The sequence below is a fragment of the Xanthobacter sp. DMC12 genome, assembly GCF_056314105.1.
In genome coordinates this window covers 20,874-41,360 of record NZ_JBQUYZ010000004.1, presented here as the reverse complement: position 1 = coordinate 41,360, position 20,487 = coordinate 20,874, and the positions used below count along the sequence as shown (strand labels likewise).

Here is a 20,487-nt window from a genome sequence, read left to right as displayed (position 1 = left end):
GAAAATCTCTGCAGGTACCTTCCCGAAGGTCTGTCCTGAAACGCCGGACATGCCCCGCTGCCGCTGCCGGAGGACCCGCCGGGCTGCCTGTCGCAGCCCGGCCGGACCCCGGAAAGCCCCCGCAATTCCGAAACGCTAAGCGGGGGTCGGCGCCCATTCCTTGATCGCGATCAAATTTTGGGCGCTGGTACTGAAAGACCGAATGCCGCAGCAGGTTTCAGGCGGTTCGCGCGCGGCTGACGACGGTGCGAATTGCGAAGGAAGACTGGATCCGTGCCACCCCGGGCAGCCGCGAGAGCACTTCCTTGTGCAGGCGCTCGTAATCGCCCGCGTTCTTCACCTCGATCTTCAGCAGATAGTCCGCCAGGCCCGTCATCAGGTGGCAGTCGGTGATCTCCGGGCAGCGGCAGACCGCCGTCTCGAAGCGGTTCAGGAATTCCTCGGTCTGGCGGTCGAGGGTGATCTGGGTGAAAACCACCAGCCGATCCTCCGGCGCGCCTTCGTGGATGATGGCCACATAGCCGCGGATCACGCCGCTGCGTTCCAGAAGACGGACCCGCCGGAGGCAGGCGGAGGGTGACAGGCCCACTTTCGCGGCCAGGTCTGCGTTGGAGATGCGGCCGTCGCTGCGGAGAATGCGGACGATGTGGGAGTCGAACTCGTCAAGCGGGGTCATTGGCAGATCCTGCGGCGCTTTCGCAGAAGCTATCAATTATTCGGCCATGAAGGGCACGAAATTTGCTCCTTCGGCGGCAACTGCGCCGCCATTCGGCGTAGGATCATCACCAATGAAGCCGGGCCGTGCCAGCGAAGCCTCGGGGCCGGCGTGGGGTGCAGGCCATGCGCATTCTGATTCTCGGCAGCGGCGTCGTCGGAACGACCTCCGCTTACTATCTCTCCAAGGCCGGCCACGAGGTGGTCGTGCTGGACCGCCAGCCGGCGGCCGGCATGGAGACCTCGTTCGCCAATGCGGGGCAGGTCTCTCCGGGCTATTCGTCGCCCTGGGCCGGGCCGGGCATTCCGGTCAAGGCCATCAAGTGGCTGCTCATGCACCATCGCCCGCTGGTGGTGTGGCCGAGCCTTGATCCCAAGCTGCATTTCTGGTTGGCCCGCATGCTGGCCAACTGCACCGAGGCCGCCTACCGCCGCAACAAGGCGCGCATGGTGCGTCTCGCCGAATTCAGCCGGGACGCGCTGGACGACCTGCGCAAGGAAACCGGCATCACCTATGACGAGCGGACCCTCGGCACGCTCCAGCTGTTCCGCACCCAGAAGCAGCTCGACCATGTGCACACGGACACCGAGGTGCTCGATGCCCACGGTGTCGCCTACGATCTGCTCGACCCCTCCGGCTGCATCCGGGCGGAGCCGGCGCTGGCGCGCGTCCGCGGCAAGTTCGTGGGCGGGCTTCGGCTGCCGGGGGACGAGACGGGCGACGCCCATCTCTTCACCCAGCGCCTCGCCGAAATCTGCGCGCGTCAGGGCGTGGTGTTCCGCCATGGCGTCACCATCGATGCGCTGCGGCAGGAGGGCGGGCGCATCACGGGTGTCGCGCTCGCCGGGGGAGAGGTGCTGACCGCCGATGCCTATGTGGCCGCCATGGGCAGCTACACGCCGGCCTTGCTCGCGCCGCTGGGCATTCGCCTGCCGGTCTATCCGGTGAAGGGCTATTCCCTGACCCTCCCCATCGTGGACGCGAACGCGGCGCCGCGCTCGACCGTGATGGACGAGACCTACAAGGTGGCCATCACCCGCCTCGGCGATCGCATCCGCGTGGGCGGGACGGCGGAACTCGCCGGCTTCAACCTCATGCTGCGCGAGCCACGCCGGGCGACGCTCGCCTATTCGGTGGGCGATCTCTTCCCGGCCGGCGGCGACATCGAGAAGGCGACCTTCTGGACCGGCCTGCGCCCCATGACGCCGGACGGCACGCCCATCGTCGGCGCCACGCGCTTCGCCAATCTCTACACCAACACCGGCCACGGCACGCTGGGCTGGACCATGGCCTGCGGCTCGGGCCGCGTGCTCGCCGACATCATCGGCGGCCGCGCGCCGGAGATCGACACGTCCGACCTCTCCGTCGCCCGCTACGCCGAGGCCGCCTGAGGCCGGCTGAGACCTTGCGCCGCCGCCGCGCCTGCGCCAAACCAGCGCGCGGAGGCGGGCATGCGTTTCATTCACACGTCTGACTGGCAATTGGGCAAGCCCTTCGGCCGCGTGCCGGAAGAGGCGCGCACGGTTCTGAAAGAGGCGCGGCTCGACGCCATCGACGGCCTGGCAGCGGCGGCGCGGGCCCATGGCGCGCCGCTGGTGCTGGTGGCGGGCGACGTGTTCGACAGCCCTGAGCCGGGGGATCGGGTCTACCGGCAGGCGCTCAACCGCATGAAGGCGCAGGCCGACGTGCGTTTCCTGCTGCTGCCTGGGAACCACGACCCGCTGCGCGACGATGGCCTCTGGGGCCGGCTTGCCGCCGACACACCGGCCAATGTTACGGCGCTCACCGAGGCGCGGCCCCTCGACCTCGGCGACGGCTCGGGTGAGGCGGCCGTGCTGCTGCCAGCCCCGCTCTCCCACAAGCGCAGCGTCGCCGACCCGACCCACTGGTTCGATCAGGCGGAGACGCCCCCGGGTGCCTTGCGCATCGGCCTCGCCCACGGCTCGGTGCAGACCTTCGGCGGCGATGCCGATCCCAATCTCGTCGCCGTCGACCGCGCCCGCCGCGCGGGCCTCGCCTATCTGGCGCTGGGCGACTGGCATGGCCGCATCCGGATCGACGAGCGCACCTATTACAGCGGAACGCCCGAGCCGGACGATTTCGGCCGCGAGGTGACGGGCGTCGCGTTGCTGGTGGATGTCTCCGGAAGCGCCCCGCCGCAGGTGACGGGCCTGCCCATCGGTCGCCACCGCTGGCTGGAGGAGGGCTGGTCCCTCTCCGGCGCGGATGATCTCGACGCCCGCATCTCTGGCCTCGCACCCGGCGTGGCGCGGCAGGATCTGGTCTGCCGGCTCAAGCTATCCGGCCTTGTCACGCTGGCCGAGCGCGTGGCGGTGCGGCGCCGGCTGGAGGACGAGCTGGCCCACGAAATGCGATGGCTGGACGTCATCGCCGACGATCTCGTGACCCGGCCTACCGACACCGACCTTTCAGAGATCGACGCCCAGGGCGAGCTGCACACCGCCGCCGTGCGCCTTCGGGCGATGATGGGCGAGGGCGGGGCCGAGGGGCGCCTCGCCGCCCAGGCGCTCGAGCGTCTCTATGTGGAGCAGATGCGCGCGCAGCGGGCGGGGGAAGCGTGATGCGGGTTCGTCGTCTCCGGATCGAGAATTTCCGCAAGTTCCGCGCCCCCGTGGTGGTGGACGGCTTCACCGACGGACTGAACCTCGTCTGCGAGCCCAACGAGACCGGCAAGTCCACGGTGCTGGATGCCCTGCGCGCCGCCCTGTTCGAGCGGCACAGCGCCAAGAGCGACCGCATCCGCTCCTTTCGCCCGCAGGGCGACGAGGTGGCGCCGAGCGTGGAGCTCGCCTTCGACGTGAACGGTGAGGAATGGCGCCTCACCAAGCGCTTCCTGCTCTCGCCCTCCGTGACGCTGGAGGGGCCGGAAGGGCGGTTTGCCTCCGATGCGGCGGAGGAAAAGCTGCAGGGCCTCCTCGGCTTCGCCCGCGCTGGCAATCGCGGCGCCGACGACGACAGCCGCGGTGCGCTTGGCCTGCTCTGGGTGGAGCAGGGCCAGTCCTTCCTCCTCGGCAGCCCCGGCGAGACTGCCCGCCGTACGCTGGAGGAGGCTCTGGCCGGCGAGATCGGCGCCGTCACCGGTGGCCGCCGGGCCAAGGCGGTGGTGGCGCAGGTGGAGAAGGCGCTTGCGGATTTCTACACCGCCACCGGCCGCGCGACCGGCAAGCTCAAGCAGGCGGAGGCCGCCGAGGCCCTGGCCCGCGCCGCCGCCTCCGAGCGCGCGCGGGAGCTTGAGCAGTTCGAGGGGGTGCTGGGGCAGCTGGAGTCCAAGCGCAACGAGCGCCGCCGCCTCATCCGCGACATTGAGGATCCGCAGACCGACGCCGATCTGAAGACGCTCGAGGAAGACATCGCCCGCGCCCGCGCCGCCGGCCAGGCGCTGGAGATCGCCACCCTCGCCGTGCGCGAGCAATCCGCCCGCCGCAGCGCGCTGGAGACGCGCCGGGCGGGGCGTGAGAAGCTTTCGGTGGATCTTCAGGCGGCCGAAACGAAAGTGGCGACGGCCGCCGAAGCCGTGAGCGCCCATGCGGAGGTGATCGGTCGGGCCCGCTCGGCGGAGAAGGCCGCTGCTCTGGCGCTGGATGCCGCCCGAACCGCCCTGCGCGAAGCCGAGACGCGGCGCGACCAGTCCGTCGCAGAGCGGGCCGCCGCCGAGCGCCGCCATGCGCTGGCATCCGCTTTCGCCCGGCTCGACCGCGCCGAGGCGCATGCGGCGAACATCCGCGCGCGGGAGACCCGCATCGCGGCCTCGCGCATGGATGCCGCCGCCATGGATCGCCTGCGGCAGCTGGAGGACGCCGAGAGCGCAGCCCGTGCGCAGGCGGAGGCTGGCGCCGCCACCCTGACCGTGACCCTGGAGCCCGGTGCGCCGCAGATTCTCCTGGATGGTGCGCCGCTCACCGAGGGGGCCATCCGCCTGAGCCGGCCGCGCACGCTTGCCATTCCCGGCGTCGGCACCCTCGCCTTCGCCCCGCCGCCCTCGGGCGAGCCCGCGCTGGCGCGGCTGCGGGCGGCACGGCGCGATCTCGCCGATTTCCTCGCAGGCATGGGCCACGACACCCCGCAGGCGGCCCGCGCGGCAGGCCGCGCGCGGGCCATCGACGAGGCCGAGCTTCTGGGCCTCAAGACGCGCCTCAAGGCCGAATGCCCGGCCGATGCCGCCCTCGGCATTCCCGCCGGCCTCGATCCCCTGCGCGGCGCGCTCGCGGGCGTGGAGCGTCCGGCACCGGAAGCCAAGGATGCAGGCGTCGCCGTTGCCGACGTGGAAGCGCCCTATCGCGCCGCCCGTGGCGCCGAGGCCGAGGCCGCCGCCCGCCGTGAAGCCGCATTGGAGAGCCTGAAGGCGAGCGAACTGAAGGACGTCGCCTTCGCCGCGGCGCTGGAGCGGGCCGAGGCGGAGCGGGCCCGGCTCGCCGCCGACCTTGCGGCCGAACGCGCGGCGCTGGCCGACGCCGATCTTGAAGCCGCTCTCGCGGACGCCCGCGCCGCCGAGGCCCGGGCTCTGGTGGATTGCGACACTGCCCGGCGCGCCGCCGAGGGGCTGGACGCGGACAGCTTCATCCGCCGCCGCGATACCCTGCGCAAGAAGCGTGACACGCTGCAATCCCAGCTGCCGGAGCTGGCCGGGGCGGTGGCGCGGCTGGAGGAGCAGGCGCGCACGCTGGGCGGGGAAGGCCCGGCCAGCCGCAAGGCCGCCGCCGACGAGGAGGCCGAGGCGGCCGCCGCCGCGCTCGCCCGCCTCAGGAGCGAGGCGGACACGCTGGCGCTGCTGCTCAAGGTGCTGAAGGAAGCGCAGCAGGATGCGGCGCGGCGCTATCTGGCCCCCGTCACCCGGCGTATCGAGCCTTATGTGCGGCGGCTCCTGCCCGCCGCGAGCCTCTCCTTCGGCGAAGATCTGAAGCCCCAGCTCCTCACCCGCGCCGGTCGCGAAGAGGCGGCCGAAATGCTGAGCAAGGGCACGCAGGAACAGATCGCCATTCTCACCCGCCTCGCCTTCGCCGACCTGCTCATCGACAAGGGCCAACCCGCCTCGCTGGTGCTGGACGACGCATTGGTGTTCGCCGACGACGACCGTTTCGACACCATGATGGAAATCCTCTCCGAGGCCTCCGGCCGCATGCAGGTGCTGGTGCTGAGCTGCCGCGCCTCGGCCTACCGGGCCATGGCGGCGACGCGGCTCTCCATCCGCCCGGCGTGACGCTCCCCCGTCCGTCGCGGCCGATATAGGATGCGCATCGGGAAGGGCTGGGCGATGGGCGAGAACCTCAGGGCAGGCGAGGGGCCCGGCGCGGTGCTGCCGGGTATCGTGCGAGGGCACCGGTGACCGGGGCCGGCGCGGACGTGCGCCCTTGGCTGGCGCAGGAGCTTCATATCGGCGCCATCGCGCGGGCGCTGGTGGTGATCGGGCCGCTGGTGATGGCCTATCTCCTCACCCGTGAGCCAGCGCTGGTCAATCTGTGCCTGCTTACCGTCTCGCTGCTGATCCCGGCGCTGAAGCTGCGGCTCAGCCCGGCGGCGGTGATCGTGCAGTATCTTGTGATCGTCGCCACCTTCACGGTGCTGTTCCTGGCGGCGCCGATCCCCCCGCTGTTCGTGGTTCTGGCGGCTGTCACCGGCTTCATGGCGGCAGCGGTGACGCGCTTCGGCACGCTGATGCGGACGCTGGGCAACTGGGTGTTCATTCCCGCCGTCTATCTGGCGCTGGACATCCGCGAGGGGGCGCTGGGCGAAGCGGCGCTGTGGCAGGCGGGCGTGCTGCTGGGCCTTTCACCGGTGGGGCTCGCCCTCGTCTGCGCGGTACAGGCCATCGACGGCCGGCGGCGGGCGCTCGACCGCTCGGAGATCTTCGGCCCACCCTCCGGCGACTGGCTTGTGCCGGCGGTGGCGACGGCGGCCGCCGTGTTCGCGGCGGCGGTGCTGGTGGAGATGTTCGACATCCGCGAGGGCCAGTGGCTGATCTGGTCGGCGGCGAGCGTGGTGGTGGGCGATCTCTCCGCCTCCACCGGCAAGCTGAAGCTGCGCGCCATGGGGGCGCTGGTGGGCGCACCGCTGGGGCTGCTCATCGGATGGACCCTGCCGGTGAGCGAGGTGGGCTATTCCTTCTGCGTCCTCGGCGCCATGCTCACGCTGATCGCCTTCTCGCGCTACGTGATCGGCTTCGGGGCGCGCTGCTTCTTCATCGCCCTCGCCGCGGCGTTCGCGGGGACGGGCAGCGGCATCGCCGCCGAGCGGGTTGAGAATGTGCTCATCGGCGGCGCCTTCGGCCTTGTGGCCGTGGCCCTTGCCGAAATCGCGCGGCCGCCGCGCCGCTCGCGTCCGGAGCGGCCAGCGGCGCCTTGAGAGCGCTCAGGCCACCACGTCGACGGGATCGAGCACGAAGGGGGTGCGCTCGGCGAGGTCGTTGATGTGCGCGAAGTAATTCTCGAAATGCGGCGTCTCGCGGTGGGCGGTGACGGCTGCCGCGTCCACATAAAGTTCGTCGATGACGAAGCGGGTGGGCTCGGACTGGTCGCGCCAGAAATCCCAGCGCAGGTTGCCGGGCTCGGCGCGGGTGGCGCGCGCCATGCCCGTGAGCAGGTCCTGTAGCGCCTCGGCCTTGCCGGGGCGGGCGGCGAGGAGGACCACGATCTTGACCGGTGCGCTCATCCTGGGGGTTCCTTCAGGGGGAAGAGGCCGGCAATGGGCCTTCTTCCCGCCTGAAGGTCAAGTGGCGGGGCTGTCCTACTCGGCCGCTTCGTCGAGGTGCGGCACCGGGGCGAGGCGCACCGGGGCGGCGGGCTTTTCGCGCTTGCGCGTGAGCCAGCGCTGCAGCCGGACCATGTAGAGGTAGACTACCGGCGTCGTGTAGAGCGTGAGCACCTGGCTCACCATGAGCCCGCCCACGATGGCGAAGCCCAGCGGGCGGCGCAGCTCCGAGCCGGTGCCCGACCCCAGCATCAGCGGCAGGGCGCCGAGCAGGGCCGCCATGGTGGTCATCATGATGGGCCGGAAGCGGATGAGGCACGCCTCGTAGATGGATTCCTCCGGCGACTTGCCCTCGCGCTCCCGCACCAGCGCGAAGTCGATCATCATGATCGCGTTCTTCTTCACGATGCCGATGAGCAGAAGGATGCCGATGAGCGCGATGACCGAGAGATCATAGCCCGCCACATAGAGCACCAGGAGTGCCCCGACGCCCGCCGATGGCAGGCTGGAGAGGATGGTGAGCGGGTGAATGAAGCTCTCATAGAGCACGCCGAGGATGATGTAGACGGCGACGATGGCCGCGAGGATCAGATAGGGCTGCGTCCTGAGCGAGTTCTGGAACGCCTGCGCGGTGCCCTGGAAGGTGCCGACCAGGGTCTGCGGCATCCCTGCGTCCTGCTCCGCCTGCTTGATGGCATCGACTGCCTGCCCGAGCGCGACCCCCGGAGCCAGGTTGAAGGAGAGCGTCACCGCCGGGAACTGGCCCTGATGGGAGATGGAGAGATAGGCGGTCTTGGAATTGTCCACCTTCACGAAGGCGGAGAGGGGGATCTCCTCGCCGGTGCGCGGCGAGCGAACATAGACCTTGTCCAGCGCGCCGGGGTCGGTCTGGAGCTTGGGATCGACCTCCAGAATGACGTGGTACTGCGAGAGCTGGGTGAAGTATTGCGCCACCTGCCTCTGGCCGAAAGCATCGTAAAGCGTGTCGTCGATCACCTGCGGCAGGATGCCGAAGCGCGCCGCGGTGTCGCGGTCGATGGTGAGGGAGACGGTGGGCGCGTTGGTCTGCTGGTCGGTGGCGACGTCGGTCAGCTCCGGTAGGGCCTTGAGCTTGGCCAGCATGCGCGGGCCCCAGGCGTTCAGCTCGTCGAGGTTGGCGTCCTGCAGGGTGTATTGATACTGGGTGCGGGAGGGCCGGCCGCCCACGTTGATGTCCTGCGAAGCCTGCAGGAACAAAGCGATGCCCTCCACCTTGGCGAGCTGGGGCCGCAGACGGTGGATGATCTCGTCGGCGGTCGCGTCGCGCTCGCTTCTCGGCTTCAGGGTGATCCAGACGCGGCCGGTGTTGATGGTCTGCGAGCCGCCGGTGGCGCCCACCGAGCCGGAAACGTGCTCGATGGCGGGATCGCGCGCGACGATGTCGAGCAGTGTCATCTGCTTCTGTGTCATCGCCGAGAAGGAGATGTCCTGCGCCGCCTCGGAGAAGCCCTGGATGAAGCCGGTGTCCTGCTGGGGGAAGAAGCCCTTGGGGATGGCCACGTAGAGCCATCCGGTGGCGGCGACGGTGGCAAGAAGGCTCATCAGGGTGAGAAACTGGTGGTTGAGCACCCATTTGAGGCCGGTGTCGTAGACCTTGAGCATGCCGTCGAAGAAGGCTTCCGCCGCCATGTAGGCGCGCCCGTGCTTCACCCCGTGCTCGTTCTTGAGGAACAGGGAGCACATCATGGGCGTCAGCGTCAGCGACACCACCACGGATACGAGAATGGTGATGGTGACGGTGACGGCGAACTCGCGCAGCAACCGCCCGACGATGCCGCCCATGAGCAGCACGGGGATGAACACCGCCACCAGCGACAGGCTGATGGAGATGATGGTGAAGCCGATCTCCCCCGCACCCTTCAGCGCCGCCTCGAACGGGGGCATGCCCTCCTCGATGTAGCGATAGATGTTCTCCAGCATCACGATGGCGTCGTCGACCACGAAGCCGACCGCGATGGTGAGAGCCATGAGGGAGAGATTGTCGAGGCTGTAGCCCACCACATACATCACCGCGAAGGTGCCGATGAGCGCCATGGGCACGGTGACGCTCGGGATGATGGTGGCCCACAGACTCCGCAGGAAGGCGAAGATCACCGCCACCACCAGCGCGATGGTGATGAGCATGGTGAGCTGCACATCGTCCACCGAGGCGCGGATGGTCTCGGTGCGGTCGCCGATGATCTTCACGGTGATGCCGGGCGGCAGGGAGGCTTCCAGCCGGGGGATCGCCGCCTTCACCCGGTCCACCGCGTCGATCACGTTGGCGCCGGGCTGCTTGAACACGATGAGCTGGATGCCGCGCTTGCCATTCTGCCAGGAGGCGAGGCGGGCATTCTCCGGTCCGTCCACCGCGCGGCCGATGTCGCGGATGCGCACCGGAGCGCCATTCTTGTAGGCGACCACCACCTCGTTCCAGGGCAAGGCGGTGAGCAACTGGTCGTCGGCATAGATGGTGAAGCCCTGCGCCGGCCCGTCGAAGCTGCCCTTGGGCTGGTCCACGGTGGCGGCGGCGAGCACCGCGCGCACGTCTTCGAGACTCATGCCCAGCGCCGCGATCTTGGCGGGGTCCACCTGCACCCGCACCGCCGGCTTCTGCTCGCCGGTGATGGCCACCTGCGCGATGCCGGGGATCTGGCTCATCTGCTGGGCGAGGATGGTGTCGGCCGCGTCGTCGAGCTTGGTGAGGGGGTGGAGGTCCGACTGGACGGACAGGATGAGGATCGGTGCGTCCGCCGGATTGACCTTTCGGAAGGTCGGCGGGCTCGGCAGGTTCTTCGGCAGCTGGCCGGACGCGGCGTTGATGGCCGACTGCACGTCCTGCGCGGCCGCATCGATGCTGCGGCCGAGATCGAACTGGATGGTGATCGAGGCGACGCCCAGCGCGCTGGTGGAGGTCATCTGCGTCACGCCGGCGATCTGGCTGAACTGCCGTTCCAGCGGCGTCGCGACGGACGAGGCCATGGTCTCGGGGCTGGCGCCCGGCAGGCTGGCGGAGACCTGGATGGTGGGGAAGTCCACCTGCGGCAGCGGCGCCACGGGCAGCAGCGGATAGGCGACGAGGCCGACCAGCAGAAGCGCCGCCATCAGCAGCGTGGTGGCGATGGGCCGCCGGATGAAAGGTGCGGAGACGCTCATGCGGGGGCTCCCACCGACACGCTCTTCGCGGGCGTCGCGCCCGGAGCCGGCCGCACAGTCACGCGGGCGCCGGGGATGAACTTGTACTGCCCGTCGATCACCACCTGGTCGCCCGCCGCCAGCCCCGCGGCGATGGAGGCGGTGCCGGCGCTGATCCCGCCGGTGGTGACGGCGCGCTTCTCCACCGTGTCGTCCGGCTTCACCACATAGACATAGAAGCCGTCCGGCCCGCGCTGGATGGCCTGTGAAGGGATCGTGACGACGTTGTGGTGGGTGTCGAGCAGCACCTTCACGTTCACGAAGGCGCCGGGCCAGAGCTTGAGGTCGTCGTTCGGGAACGTGGCCTTGATGCGCAGCGTGCCGGTGTCGGAGCTGATCTGGTTGTCGATGAGCACCACGCTGCCTTCGCCCACCTTGGTCACGCCGTCGCGGCGGAAGGCGAGGGCGGTGACGGGGCCGCGCGCCAGCGCCGCCTGCATGTCGTCCAGCCGGTCCTGCGGCAGGGTGAACACCACGGCAACCGGCTTCAGCTGGGTGATGACCACCAGCCCGCCCGCGTCGTTGGCGTGGACGATGTTGCCCTCGTCCACCAGCCGCACCCCGGTGCGGCCGGAGATGGGGGCGCGAATGGTGGTGTAGTCGAGCTGGATCTGGGCGTTGTCGATGGCGGCCTGATCGCCCTCGATCTGCGCCTGATACTGGGCAACCAGCGCGCTCTGGGTATCGAGCTGCTGCTGGGAGGCTGCCTGCTTGGGCACCAGCACCTTGTAGCGCTCCTGATCCGCCTTGGCGTTGGCCAGCAGTGCCTCGTCCTTGGCCCGCGCCGCCTTGGCCTGGGCGAGGGCGGCGGCAAAGGGGCGCTGGTCGATCTGGGCGAGGATGTCGCCCGCCTTCACGTCCTGGCCTTCCTTGAACGCCACCTTGGTCAGCTCGCCGTCGACCCGCACCTTCACCGTGATGGTGTTGGAGGCCTGAACGGTGCCAATGCCTTCGCCGTAGACGGGCACGTCCTCCATCTTCACCGCTGTCGCGACGACCGGAATGGGTGGGGGGGGCGCCTTGGGCTTGGGGGGCTGCGCGGCGGCGCCGATCAGGCCCTGCTGCCAGGCGACCGCGCCGGCGATGACAATGAGCGAGGAGATGACCCAGGGAAAGACACGCATCAGGCCGTCCTGCGGCAATAGACGATGCCCCTTCAACACGGGCATCGCCGAAACCCTGCGCGCGCTGCAGCAAAGCTCACGTCTCTGTGATGAGCGAGCCGGCAGCGCAGGGTTTGCCGGTGCGGGGTGTTGAATACGCAACGTCAGGGCAACAGCGCGCCGGCTGCGGGGCCGCCGTTACGGATCAACCGGCGTCGCAGGACTTGAAGGGAGTTCGCATCATGGTGCCATGTTGCGGGCGGAACGGGCCGGGACACAGGCGGGCAGTTGGACGCGCATGCGCGAGCCGAGCGACGAGGATCTCATGTCGGCCATCGCCGCCGGCGATGAAGCCGCGTTCCGCGCGCTCTGCCAGCGCTATGCGGTGCGGGCCGTCGCCTTCGCCCGCCGCTTCGTGGGCAACGGCAGCGATGCGGAGGACATTGCCCAGGAGGCTTTGCTCAGGGTCTGGCGCGCGGCGCCCCGCTGGCGGCCGGATGCCGCCTTCGGTACCTGGTTCTACCGCATCGTCATCAACCTGTGCCTCAATGCCCGCCGCCGCCTGCCGTTGCTCGGCCTCGATTCCGCCGGCGAGCGGGCCGATCCCGCGCCGGATGCGCTTGCCGGCCTTGAGCGGCAGGAGGAGGATCGGGCCGTGCTGGCTGCAGTGGCCGCGTTGCCCGAGCGCCAGCGCGTCGCCGTTCTGCTTACTTATTGGGAGGGGTTCTCCAACGCGCACGCAGCGGAGATTCTCGGCACTTCGGTTTCCGGCGTGGAGACATTGCTCGTCCGCGCCCGGCGCAGCCTTCGGGTGAGCCTCGGTGCCTTGCAAAAAGAAGGACAGGGCGATGACACGTGAGGATTTCGAGCGTTTCCTGATCCGCCACGGCACGGATGTCGCGCTGTGGCCGCAGGCCCCCCGCATCGCCGCCGAGGCGCTGCTTGCAAAGGATGCGGCGGCGCGGGCGCTGCTCGCGGAGGAGATCGCACTGGAGCTGCGCCTTAGCGGTGCGGCGCGCCTCACGACCGAGGCGGATACGAGGCCGGCGCACCGTGTGACGCGCGCGCTTTCCAATGCGCCGCTGCCGCGCCAGTCGCGTCGCCACCCGGTGCTGTGGCTGCCGGATTGGCTCATCGCACTAGATCTGAGGCCGGCGTGGCCGAGCATCGCGGCGCTCGCCGGCATGGCCCTGCTCGGTTTCATGGTGGGATCGAGCGACACGCTGGTTGGCATCGGCTCCGGCGCGCGGCCGGGCGCGACGACCGACGTCAGCGCGGTGGTGTTCGAGCCGGGACCGATCGGCGAGGGCGTGCTGTGAGCGCCGGGTCGAGCCCCAACCTCAGCTCCATGTCCGGCTTCTCGGGCCTCGCCTCCGCGCCGCGGCGCCTGCTGATCGCCTCCCTCGCGCTCAACCTTTTTTTCGTGGGCGTTGCTCTGGCGTTGGCGATGCGCGGGCCGCACAAGCCCGCCGTCTTCGTGCCGCCGGCCAGTGTGGAGGACCGCAGCCCGCGCGTGCGCATCGACCGGCTCGCGGCGACCCTGCCCATGACCGACGCCCGGCTGCTGCTCACCCGTTTCGGCGCCGTAAACGGCAGGCTGGTTGATGCCGAAGCGGCTTCGCGCGCGGCGCAGGAGCGCGCCCGCGCCGCCTTCGTCGCCATGCCTTTCGATCCGGAGGCGGCGCGTGCGGCGCTTTCCGGCCTGCGGGATGCCCGCCGCGAGGTCTGGTCCATCGTCCACGGGGTCATCATCGATGCGGCGGTGCAGATGTCCCCCGAAGGGCGTGCCCGCATCGCCGCCTGGGTGCCTCCGGTTCAGCCAGACGAGGCGGCGCGGTAGGTTCGGTCAAGAGCCATGGCCAGCGCCGGAGGCTAGCCGAAAACATTGAGTTGGCTATGTTTTCGGTCGGCCCGGGCGCTTGGAGGCGTCGCGACCAATCGTCCCTTGGCGCTTGCCCTGCAACAGACTAGACCAGCTCTAATCTGCAGCTCTTTAAACGCCGCCGCAGCTTGCTGCGTAGCGGTCCGTCGCTCCTCCCGGCAGGTCTCGCCATGAAGCCTCTGCACCGCGAAAACCATCTGATCGAGCGCATCGGCTGGCTGCGCGCCGCTGTCCTTGGCGCCAATGACGGCATCATCTCGACCGCAAGCCTCATGGTGGGCGTTGCTGCGGCCTCGACGAATTCGTCGGAAATCCTCGTCGCGGGCGTTGCAAGCCTCGTCGCTGGTGCCATGTCCATGGCGGCGGGCGAATACGTCTCGGTGAGTTCGCAGGCCGATACCGAGAATGCCGACCTCCAGAAGGAACGGCGGGAACTCGCGGAAGACCCCGAGAGCGAGCTGAACGAGCTGACCCAGATCTACGTGCGGCGCGGCGTGGAGCCGGCGCTGGCGCGTCAGGTGGCCGAGCAGATGACGGCGAAGGATGCCTTCACCGCCCATGCGCGTGATGAGCTGGGGCTGGCCGAGCATGTGGTCGCCCGCCCCATCCAGGCCGCGTCCACGTCGGCCGTGACGTTCGCGCTGGGCGCGGCGATCCCGCTCGTCATCTCGCTGCTGGCGCCGACCGCCCTAATTGCGCCGATCGTCTCGGGCGGGTCGCTGGTCTGCCTCGCGGTGCTGGGCGCCCTGGGCGCGCGGGCGGGCGGCGCGGATATCTGGAAGCCGACCATCCGCGTGACCTTCTGGGGCGCCATCGCCATGGCGGCGACGGCGGCCATCGGCACGCTGGTCGGCCACGCGGTCTGACGGCAAGCACACAACGCAGAAGCCGCTGCCGGGCCTTTGCGCCCGCCAGCGGTCTGAACCTGTGTAGCCTCGGGGCGCAGGCTACGGGGAGAGTTCCTCCAGCACCCGGCCCTTCGTCTCGATGGCGAAGAACATGGTGACTAGCGCGCCGACGACGAGGATGCCGGCGAAGGCCGCGAACACGTACTGGATGCCCGCTGCGCCCATGATGGTGCCCACCACGATGGGACCAGCCGAGGAGCCGAGCCGCAGCCAGGCGCTGCCGAGGCCGGTGCCGATGGCCCGAAGGCGCGTCGGGTACAGCTCCGCCGAATAGAGGTAGAGCGAGAAGGTGATGGTCTGCACGATCGCATAGGCGAGGCCGGCGAGGATCAGAACCTCCGTCGGGGAGGTCGCCCCCATCCACGCCAGCGCCAGCAGCGGGATCGGCGCCGCGAGGAAGGCGAAGGTGTACCAGCGCTTGCGGCCCACCTTGTCGATCAGCAGCGCGCAGGCCACCGAGGCCACCACGCCGGCCACCGAGGTCAGGAGGCCGTAGAGCAGCGCCGTCTCCAGCGGCAGGTTGAAGGTCTGCCTGTAGAGGGTGGGCAGCCAGGCGATCATGCCGTTGGCCACAAGGTAGGAGCAGAACCACATGGACCAGATGGTCAGCGTGCGCCGGCGATAGATGCCGGAGAACAATTCGCGCACGCCCGAGCGCTCCACCGGCTTGATGGCCACCGGCTGCGGCTCTGCCAGCACATGGCCCTGGGCGATGGCGCTGCGCTCCAGCCCCGACACGATCCTGTCGGCCTCGGCATAGCGGCCCTTGGCGGCCAGCCAGCGCGGCGATTCCTTCATGAAGAAGCGCAGCGGGATCAGGATGGCGGCGGGCACGAGCCCGACGAGGAACATGGCCTGCCAGCCATACACCGGCACCAGCGCGCGGGCGATGAGGCCGGCCCCGACGAGGCCGAACAGGAACATCACCTCGTAAAGCAGGAAGAAGCGGCCGCGCCCCTTCGAGCCGATGTATTCGTTGATGTAGGCGCTCGCCACGGGCACCTCGCCGCCGGTGCCGATGCCCTGGATGAAGCGGAACGCCATCATGGACGCCGCGCCCCAGGCGAACAGGCAGGCGATGTCCATGCTGACGAACAAGAGGATGGTGAACAGCAGCACGGAGAGGCGGCCGATGCGCTCGGCGAGCCAGCCGAAGAACACCGCGCCGATGAGCTGCCCGAGGTAGCCCATGGAGAGGATCATGCCCGTCTGCTCGGGCTTCAGACCCCACTCGCGCACCAGCACCGGCATGGCATAGGCAATGGCGATGACGGTGTAGCCATCGAAGAAGGTGGCGGCACCAATGATGTTACGGGTCCAGAACACGCGTCGGGTGATCGGGAGCCGCTCAAGGCGGGCGCTGATGTCGGCTTGCCGCTCGGCATCGCTGCGCAAGTCGGATGTTCCGCCGGCAGCCAGGTGCGGCGGCGTCTGCATGAGCATTGGGGTTTCCTCCAGGGATGATCTTGATTTTTCTTTTTGCCGGAGGCCAGAGGCGCACCCGGAGATAAGGCGCGCCGGCCCGGAGCCGGCACGCGCTTCTCACCCGAAAGGGGCGCGGAGGCGGCCGAGGCCGCCTCCGAAAGTGTCAGAGATCAGGCCGCGAGGGCGTCGGCGACCACGGTGAGACCCGAGGCCTTCACCGCCGCGCGGATCTCGGCATCGGCCGCCTCGCCGAGGGGCTTCAGGGGCTCGCGGATGTTCACGTTGTCGATCAGGCCACGGGCGCGCAGCGCATGCTTGAGGGCGACGGTGCCCTCCATGTGCGAGCCGCGGTGATAGACGGCGCGGGTCACGGGCAGGAGCTGCTCGTGATACTTGCGGGCGAGGGTGTAGTCCTGCGCCTTGCCGGCCTTGAGGTATTCGATGAGCAGCTCGGGCGCCATGTTGCCATAGCCGACCAGCAGGCCGTCCACGTCGAACATGGTGGGCAGCAGCCACTCGTCGTGGCAGGACATGATGGCGAGGTTCGGGAACGCCTTCTTGAGCGCCGGGATCTCGTTGTACCAGCGCTTCATGTCGCGCACGCCGTTCTTGGTGGCGGTCACGCCCGGGATGGCGGCGATCTCGAGCTGGGTGTCGAGGTCGTAATTGGCCTTGGTCACGGCCGGGTACTGAAACAGGATGCACTCGAGGCCGGACTGGGCGATGGCCTTGTAGCGGTCCTGCGGGGCGCCCTTCTGGTAGCCGAAGCGCAGCCAGCCATGGTTGGGGTACACGAGCGCGCCGCTCGCGCCGGCGTCGAACTTCTTCTTCGCCTCGATCTCGGCGACCTTGGTGCCTTCACCGGTGATGCCGGCGATGACGGGGAGGGGGGTCGCGTCCTTGTAGACGCGGATCAGCTCGATCTGCTCCTCGAAGGTCAGGAAGGTGCCCTCGCCGGCATGGCCGAGGATGACGAGGCTCTTCACACCCGGGATGGCGGCCAGCCACTTGGCCAGGCGGGCATTGCCGTCGAAGTCGACGTCGCCGTTGTCCTTGAAGAGGGTGACGGGGGCGGGGTTCAGGCCCTTCCAGTCGATAGCCATGGTTCCAGTTCCTTCCTTGGGATCGTCAGATCAGAAAATCCGGTCCCGCTTCCTCCGACCCGCAGCTTTTGTTGGATCGTTAGCGGGAACGTTCCCATAATTGCGCTTGTGCCCGTCTCCTGTCAATCGCTAACGTGATGCCGACGCGAACGTGATCACTGGCCGCAGATCGAAGGACACAAGCCGTTGACCGATGACGAACCGCACGAGCGGCACGGGCGCGTGACCATCCTCGATGTCGCGGCCGCGGCGGGTGTCTCGAAATCCACCGTGTCGCGCATCCTCGACGAGCGCCTGCCGCGCTCGGAGAACGCGACCGCCCGGCGCGTCCGGCAGGTGGCGGAAAGCCTCGGCTACGTGCGCGATGTTTCCGCCGCGAGCCTCAGGCGCGGCCAGACCAACACCATCGGCGTCATCGTTCCGCGGCTCACCGATACCGTGATGGCCATGCTCTACGAGGCGCTGGCGCGGGCCTGCGCCCGCACCGGGCAGTTCGCCATCGTCGCTACCACCGACGACGAGCCGCGCGCCGACCGCAAGGCGGCGCAGACGCTGCTCCAGCGGGGCGTCGATGGCCTCGTCCTCTCCACGGCGCGGGAAGGCGACGACTTCGCCCAGGAACTCGCCGACCGGGGCGTCCCCTATGTGCTCGCGCTGCGCAGCGACGGGCGCAGCCTCGCCTCGGTGGGCGACGACCGCCTCGGGGGGTATCTCGCCACGCGGCACCTGATCGATCTCGGTCACCGGCGCATCGGCCTCATCGCGGGCCCCGCCTATGCCTCCAGCAGCCGGGGGCGTCTGGAGGGATACCGGCAGGCGATCACCGAGGCCCGCATGGCGGAGGACCCAGCGCTCGTCGTCGAATCCACCTTCGGCATCGATTCGGGAGCGGACGCGGCCGAGCGGCTGATGAGCGCGGCCGAGCCACCTACCGCGCTCTTCGCGGTGAACGACAATACCGCCATCGGCGCCCTCTCGACGCTCGCCCGGCTCGGCCTCTCGGTGCCCGGTGACGTTTCGATCGTGGGCTATAACGACATTCCCATCGTCAGCCGCCTGCCGACGCCGCTCACCTCCGTGCGCGTGCCGTTCGACCAGATCGCCGCGGATGCCCTGGACTTGCTGACGCGAGGCGCATCGACGCGCGCCGATCGCCTCCGCATCGCCGCACCCACGCTCATTCCCCGCCAGTCAACGGCGGCCCCCGCCCAGACCCGCGCCAGCGGCTCCCGCCGCCGCGGCCCCGATGGCCGGCCGTCCGTGCGATAGGGAGCCAATCGCGGCCGACAGCAAAAGCCTGTCCGCAGTCTTGGTTGCGGCCTCGGTCCAGTTCTCGTATTTTCCCGTCAAGCCTTGCTCACCAGCTCGGAAAAATATGTCCTGGGAAGGATATCCGATGACGGACCCGGCGCCTTTTCTGTCCCGGCTCAAAGAGTGGAGCTGTCGGGTGAGGGGCCCGCGGTGAACGCGGGGGTGCAAGCCAACATCGATGCGTCGAACGCACATGCGGCGTTGGCGTTTGAGCCACCCTGTCTGGTGACCAAGCACATTCGGAGCGAGTTTCCGTCCCGCTTCGGTGCCTTTTCCATGCTGCATGCAGCGGGACATGCGTGCTGGGTGGAAGTGGGCCGATACTGCTCGATCGCGCCGGGCGTCACGCTGGGCGCCAATGAGCACGATATCGCCCGGCTTTCGACCAGTTCGAGTTTCGAAAATCCGACGCTTTATGGTTGGGATCGTTTTGTATCCGGCACAGATGCTCCCGAGCGGCACTGGTTTGCCAACAGCGTCAAGCCCGTGAAGATCGGCCATGACGTCTGGATCGGTCAGGATGCCTTCGTCCGCTCGGGGGTTACCATCGGCAACGGCGCGGTGATCGGGGCGCTCTCATGCATCACGCGCGACGTTCCGGCCTATGCCATCGTCGCAGGCAATCCGGCGCAGATTGTGCGCTATCGGTTCGATCCGGAAACGATCGTCCGCCTCGAGCGTCTGCGGTGGTGGCGTTTCTCGCTGACGGATCTCGTGCGGTTCGATATTGCCAATTTGCCGGGCTGCCTCGATGCCTTGGAGAGGGCCGTAGAACTCGGAACGATCGAGCCCTACGAACCCGAGTGGATTCCGGCCGCCGAGTTGGCCTGAACCGCTCCGGATCTGCCAGCGCCATTCCGCAGCGGCACATATCGCCAGCGCGATTTACCCGGCATCATCGGGGCATGGTCGAATCCCCTGTCCCGCCACGTCCATCCCGCCGTCGCAATCCGCTCGTCGCCGTTCTGCGCCTCGCGTTCCGGCTGGTGGTGGGCATCGTCATCCTGCTCGACGAGCTGGTCCGTCCGCTCTACCGCCCGCTGCTCGACTGGCTCTCCGCGCTGAAGCTGGTGCAGAGGTTCGAGGCGTGGGTGGGCGGGTTGCCGGCCTATGCGGTGCTCGTGCTCATTGCGGTGCCCTACGGCGTGGTGGAGCCGGTGAAGTTCCTGGCGCTCATCCACATCGCGAACGGACACGTGCGTACCGGCACGTTCCTGTTCCTGCTGGCGCATCTCGTGAGTTTCGTTCTCATCGAGCGCATTTTCACCGCCGGCAAGACGCAGCTGATGACGGTGCGCTGGATGGCCTATGTCATCGAAACAGCGGCCTCGGTGCACCGCTCGGTGTCCGAATGGTTGAGGCTCGCCGAGCTGAAGCGCCGCGCGCGGGCGCTGTGGCGCTGGGCCCGGCTGCGCCTGCGCTAGACAGGCGTGCGTCCGCAGCCATGATGGCCGCTGGAGCGAGGACGCCGGTTTTTTCACAGGAGCCCCGATGACGAGCGACGCGATTTCCTTCGCCCTGCTGGAGAAGGCCTACGCCGCCATCGACGCGGCCAATGGTGCCGATCCCGCCCGCGTGGAGCTGGACGGCCGGAGCGTGCCGGCGGCGGTGCTTTACGGGCAGCGCATGACGCAGGCGCTCGCCCGCTTCAGGCCCGATGCCTCCGATGCGCTGAAAATCGCCGCCCGGGGCCAGCATATCGAGCGCTTCACCGTCCCGAGGGAGACCTATCCGGCCGGCAAGGCCGGCTATTTCCGCTGGCGCACGGAGCTGAAGAACATCCATGAGCGGCGCATCGTTGAGATCCTGCGCGGCCTCGGTTTCGACGCCGCATTCGCAGAGCGCGTCGGCAAGATCGTCCGCAAGGACCGGCTGAAACAGGACCCGGACATGCAGGTGCTGGAGGACGTGGCGGTGCTCGTCTTCCTCACCCACGAGCTCGATGCCTTCCTCCTGAAGCACCGGCCGGAGCCGGAGAAGGTGGCCGGCATCCTCGCCAAGACATGGGGCAAGATGTCCGAGGAGGGCCACGCCGCGGCCCTCGCCCTGAACCTGCCGCAGGAGGTGGTGGACCTGCTCCATCAAGGCCTCGCCGCGCGGGCGAACGCGGAAGACTGAGCGC

General features: G+C 68.9%; 18 protein-coding genes. 12 read left to right on the top strand and 6 right to left on the bottom strand.

Annotation, left to right across the window (positions count from 1 at the left end; translation table 11 throughout):
• Positions 1–217: 217 nt before the first annotated feature.
• Positions 218–676, bottom strand: a complete 459-nt coding sequence (locus ACT535_RS15740) for an Lrp/AsnC family transcriptional regulator (RefSeq protein ID WP_168459607.1) — start codon at positions 674–676, stop codon at positions 218–220.
• A 164-nt stretch (positions 677–840) separates the two neighbouring features.
• Here ACT535_RS15740 and ACT535_RS15735 point away from each other — a divergent pair, with 164 nt between their 5' ends.
• The 4 genes from ACT535_RS15735 (at position 841) to ACT535_RS15720 (ending at position 7,075) form a co-directional block, all read left to right on the top strand.
• Positions 841–2,106, top strand: a complete 1,266-nt coding sequence (locus ACT535_RS15735; RefSeq protein ID WP_476365131.1) for a D-amino acid dehydrogenase — start codon at positions 841–843, stop codon at positions 2,104–2,106.
• A gap of 60 nt (positions 2,107–2,166) precedes the next feature.
• Entirely contained in the window at positions 2,167–3,297 is a 1,131-nt protein-coding gene (locus tag ACT535_RS15730; protein ID WP_476365130.1) for a metallophosphoesterase family protein, read from the top strand.
• A complete protein-coding gene (locus ACT535_RS15725) occupies positions 3,297–5,933 on the top strand; it encodes an AAA family ATPase (protein WP_476365129.1) in 2,637 nt (878 codons plus the stop codon). Before ACT535_RS15730 ends, ACT535_RS15725 begins: the two co-directional genes overlap by 1 nt.
• A gap of 122 nt (positions 5,934–6,055) precedes the next feature.
• Positions 6,056–7,075: an FUSC family protein gene (locus ACT535_RS15720; RefSeq protein WP_476365128.1), complete on the top strand. Its 1,020-nt coding sequence runs from the start codon at positions 6,056–6,058 to the stop codon at positions 7,073–7,075.
• 6 nt (positions 7,076–7,081) lie between these two features.
• Here the strand turns inward: ACT535_RS15720 and ACT535_RS15715 are convergent, their stop codons facing one another.
• From ACT535_RS15715 to ACT535_RS15705, 3 genes are all read right to left on the bottom strand, one after another.
• Positions 7,082–7,381, bottom strand: coding sequence for a putative quinol monooxygenase (locus ACT535_RS15715; RefSeq protein ID WP_168459612.1), 300 nt, complete (start codon positions 7,379–7,381; stop codon positions 7,082–7,084).
• A 75-nt stretch (positions 7,382–7,456) separates the two neighbouring features.
• Positions 7,457–10,594: a multidrug efflux RND transporter permease subunit gene (locus ACT535_RS15710; protein ID WP_476365127.1), complete on the bottom strand. Its 3,138-nt coding sequence runs from the start codon at positions 10,592–10,594 to the stop codon at positions 7,457–7,459.
• A complete protein-coding gene (locus tag ACT535_RS15705) occupies positions 10,591–11,757 on the bottom strand; it encodes an efflux RND transporter periplasmic adaptor subunit (RefSeq protein WP_476365126.1) in 1,167 nt (388 codons plus the stop codon). Before ACT535_RS15705 ends, ACT535_RS15710 begins: the two co-directional genes overlap by 4 nt.
• Positions 11,758–12,034: 277 nt before the next feature.
• Here ACT535_RS15705 and ACT535_RS15700 point away from each other — a divergent pair, with 277 nt between their 5' ends.
• The 4 genes from ACT535_RS15700 (at position 12,035) to ACT535_RS15685 (ending at position 14,484) form a co-directional block, all read left to right on the top strand.
• Complete coding sequence (locus ACT535_RS15700) at positions 12,035–12,595, top strand: sigma-70 family RNA polymerase sigma factor (RefSeq protein WP_168459615.1); 561 nt, start codon at positions 12,035–12,037, stop codon at positions 12,593–12,595.
• A complete protein-coding gene (locus tag ACT535_RS15695; RefSeq protein WP_476365125.1) occupies positions 12,585–13,055 on the top strand; it encodes a hypothetical protein in 471 nt (156 codons plus the stop codon). The genes ACT535_RS15700 and ACT535_RS15695 overlap by 11 nt, the downstream gene beginning before the upstream one ends.
• Positions 13,052–13,576 (top strand): periplasmic heavy metal sensor, encoded by a 525-nt coding sequence (locus ACT535_RS15690; protein WP_476365124.1) that lies wholly within the window; start codon positions 13,052–13,054, stop codon positions 13,574–13,576. Before ACT535_RS15695 ends, ACT535_RS15690 begins: the two co-directional genes overlap by 4 nt.
• 212 nt (positions 13,577–13,788) lie before the next feature.
• Positions 13,789–14,484 (top strand): VIT1/CCC1 transporter family protein, encoded by a 696-nt coding sequence (locus ACT535_RS15685; protein ID WP_168459618.1) that lies wholly within the window; start codon positions 13,789–13,791, stop codon positions 14,482–14,484.
• An 81-nt stretch (positions 14,485–14,565) separates the two neighbouring features.
• Here ACT535_RS15685 and ACT535_RS15680 read toward each other — a convergent pair whose 3' ends face one another.
• Together ACT535_RS15680 and ACT535_RS15675 are read right to left on the bottom strand one after the other, a co-directional pair.
• A complete protein-coding gene (locus ACT535_RS15680) occupies positions 14,566–15,963 on the bottom strand; it encodes an MFS transporter (RefSeq protein WP_476365445.1) in 1,398 nt (465 codons plus the stop codon).
• A 158-nt stretch (positions 15,964–16,121) separates the two neighbouring features.
• Entirely contained in the window at positions 16,122–17,054 is a 933-nt protein-coding gene (locus tag ACT535_RS15675; RefSeq protein ID WP_168459619.1) for a dihydrodipicolinate synthase family protein, read from the bottom strand.
• Between the two features lie 186 nt (positions 17,055–17,240).
• Here ACT535_RS15675 and ACT535_RS15670 point away from each other — a divergent pair, with 186 nt between their 5' ends.
• From ACT535_RS15670 to ACT535_RS15655, 4 genes are all read left to right on the top strand, one after another.
• Complete coding sequence (locus ACT535_RS15670; protein ID WP_476365123.1) at positions 17,241–18,323, top strand: LacI family DNA-binding transcriptional regulator; 1,083 nt, start codon at positions 17,241–17,243, stop codon at positions 18,321–18,323.
• Between the two features lie 192 nt (positions 18,324–18,515).
• On the top strand, positions 18,516–19,196 hold the full coding sequence (locus ACT535_RS15665) for a CatB-related O-acetyltransferase (RefSeq protein ID WP_476365122.1): 681 nt from the start codon (positions 18,516–18,518) through the stop codon (positions 19,194–19,196).
• A gap of 74 nt (positions 19,197–19,270) precedes the next feature.
• Positions 19,271–19,789: a hypothetical protein gene (locus ACT535_RS15660; protein WP_168459621.1), complete on the top strand. Its 519-nt coding sequence runs from the start codon at positions 19,271–19,273 to the stop codon at positions 19,787–19,789.
• Between the two features lie 67 nt (positions 19,790–19,856).
• On the top strand, positions 19,857–20,483 hold the full coding sequence (locus ACT535_RS15655; protein WP_476365121.1) for a DUF4202 domain-containing protein: 627 nt from the start codon (positions 19,857–19,859) through the stop codon (positions 20,481–20,483).
• Positions 20,484–20,487 lie beyond the last annotated feature (4 nt).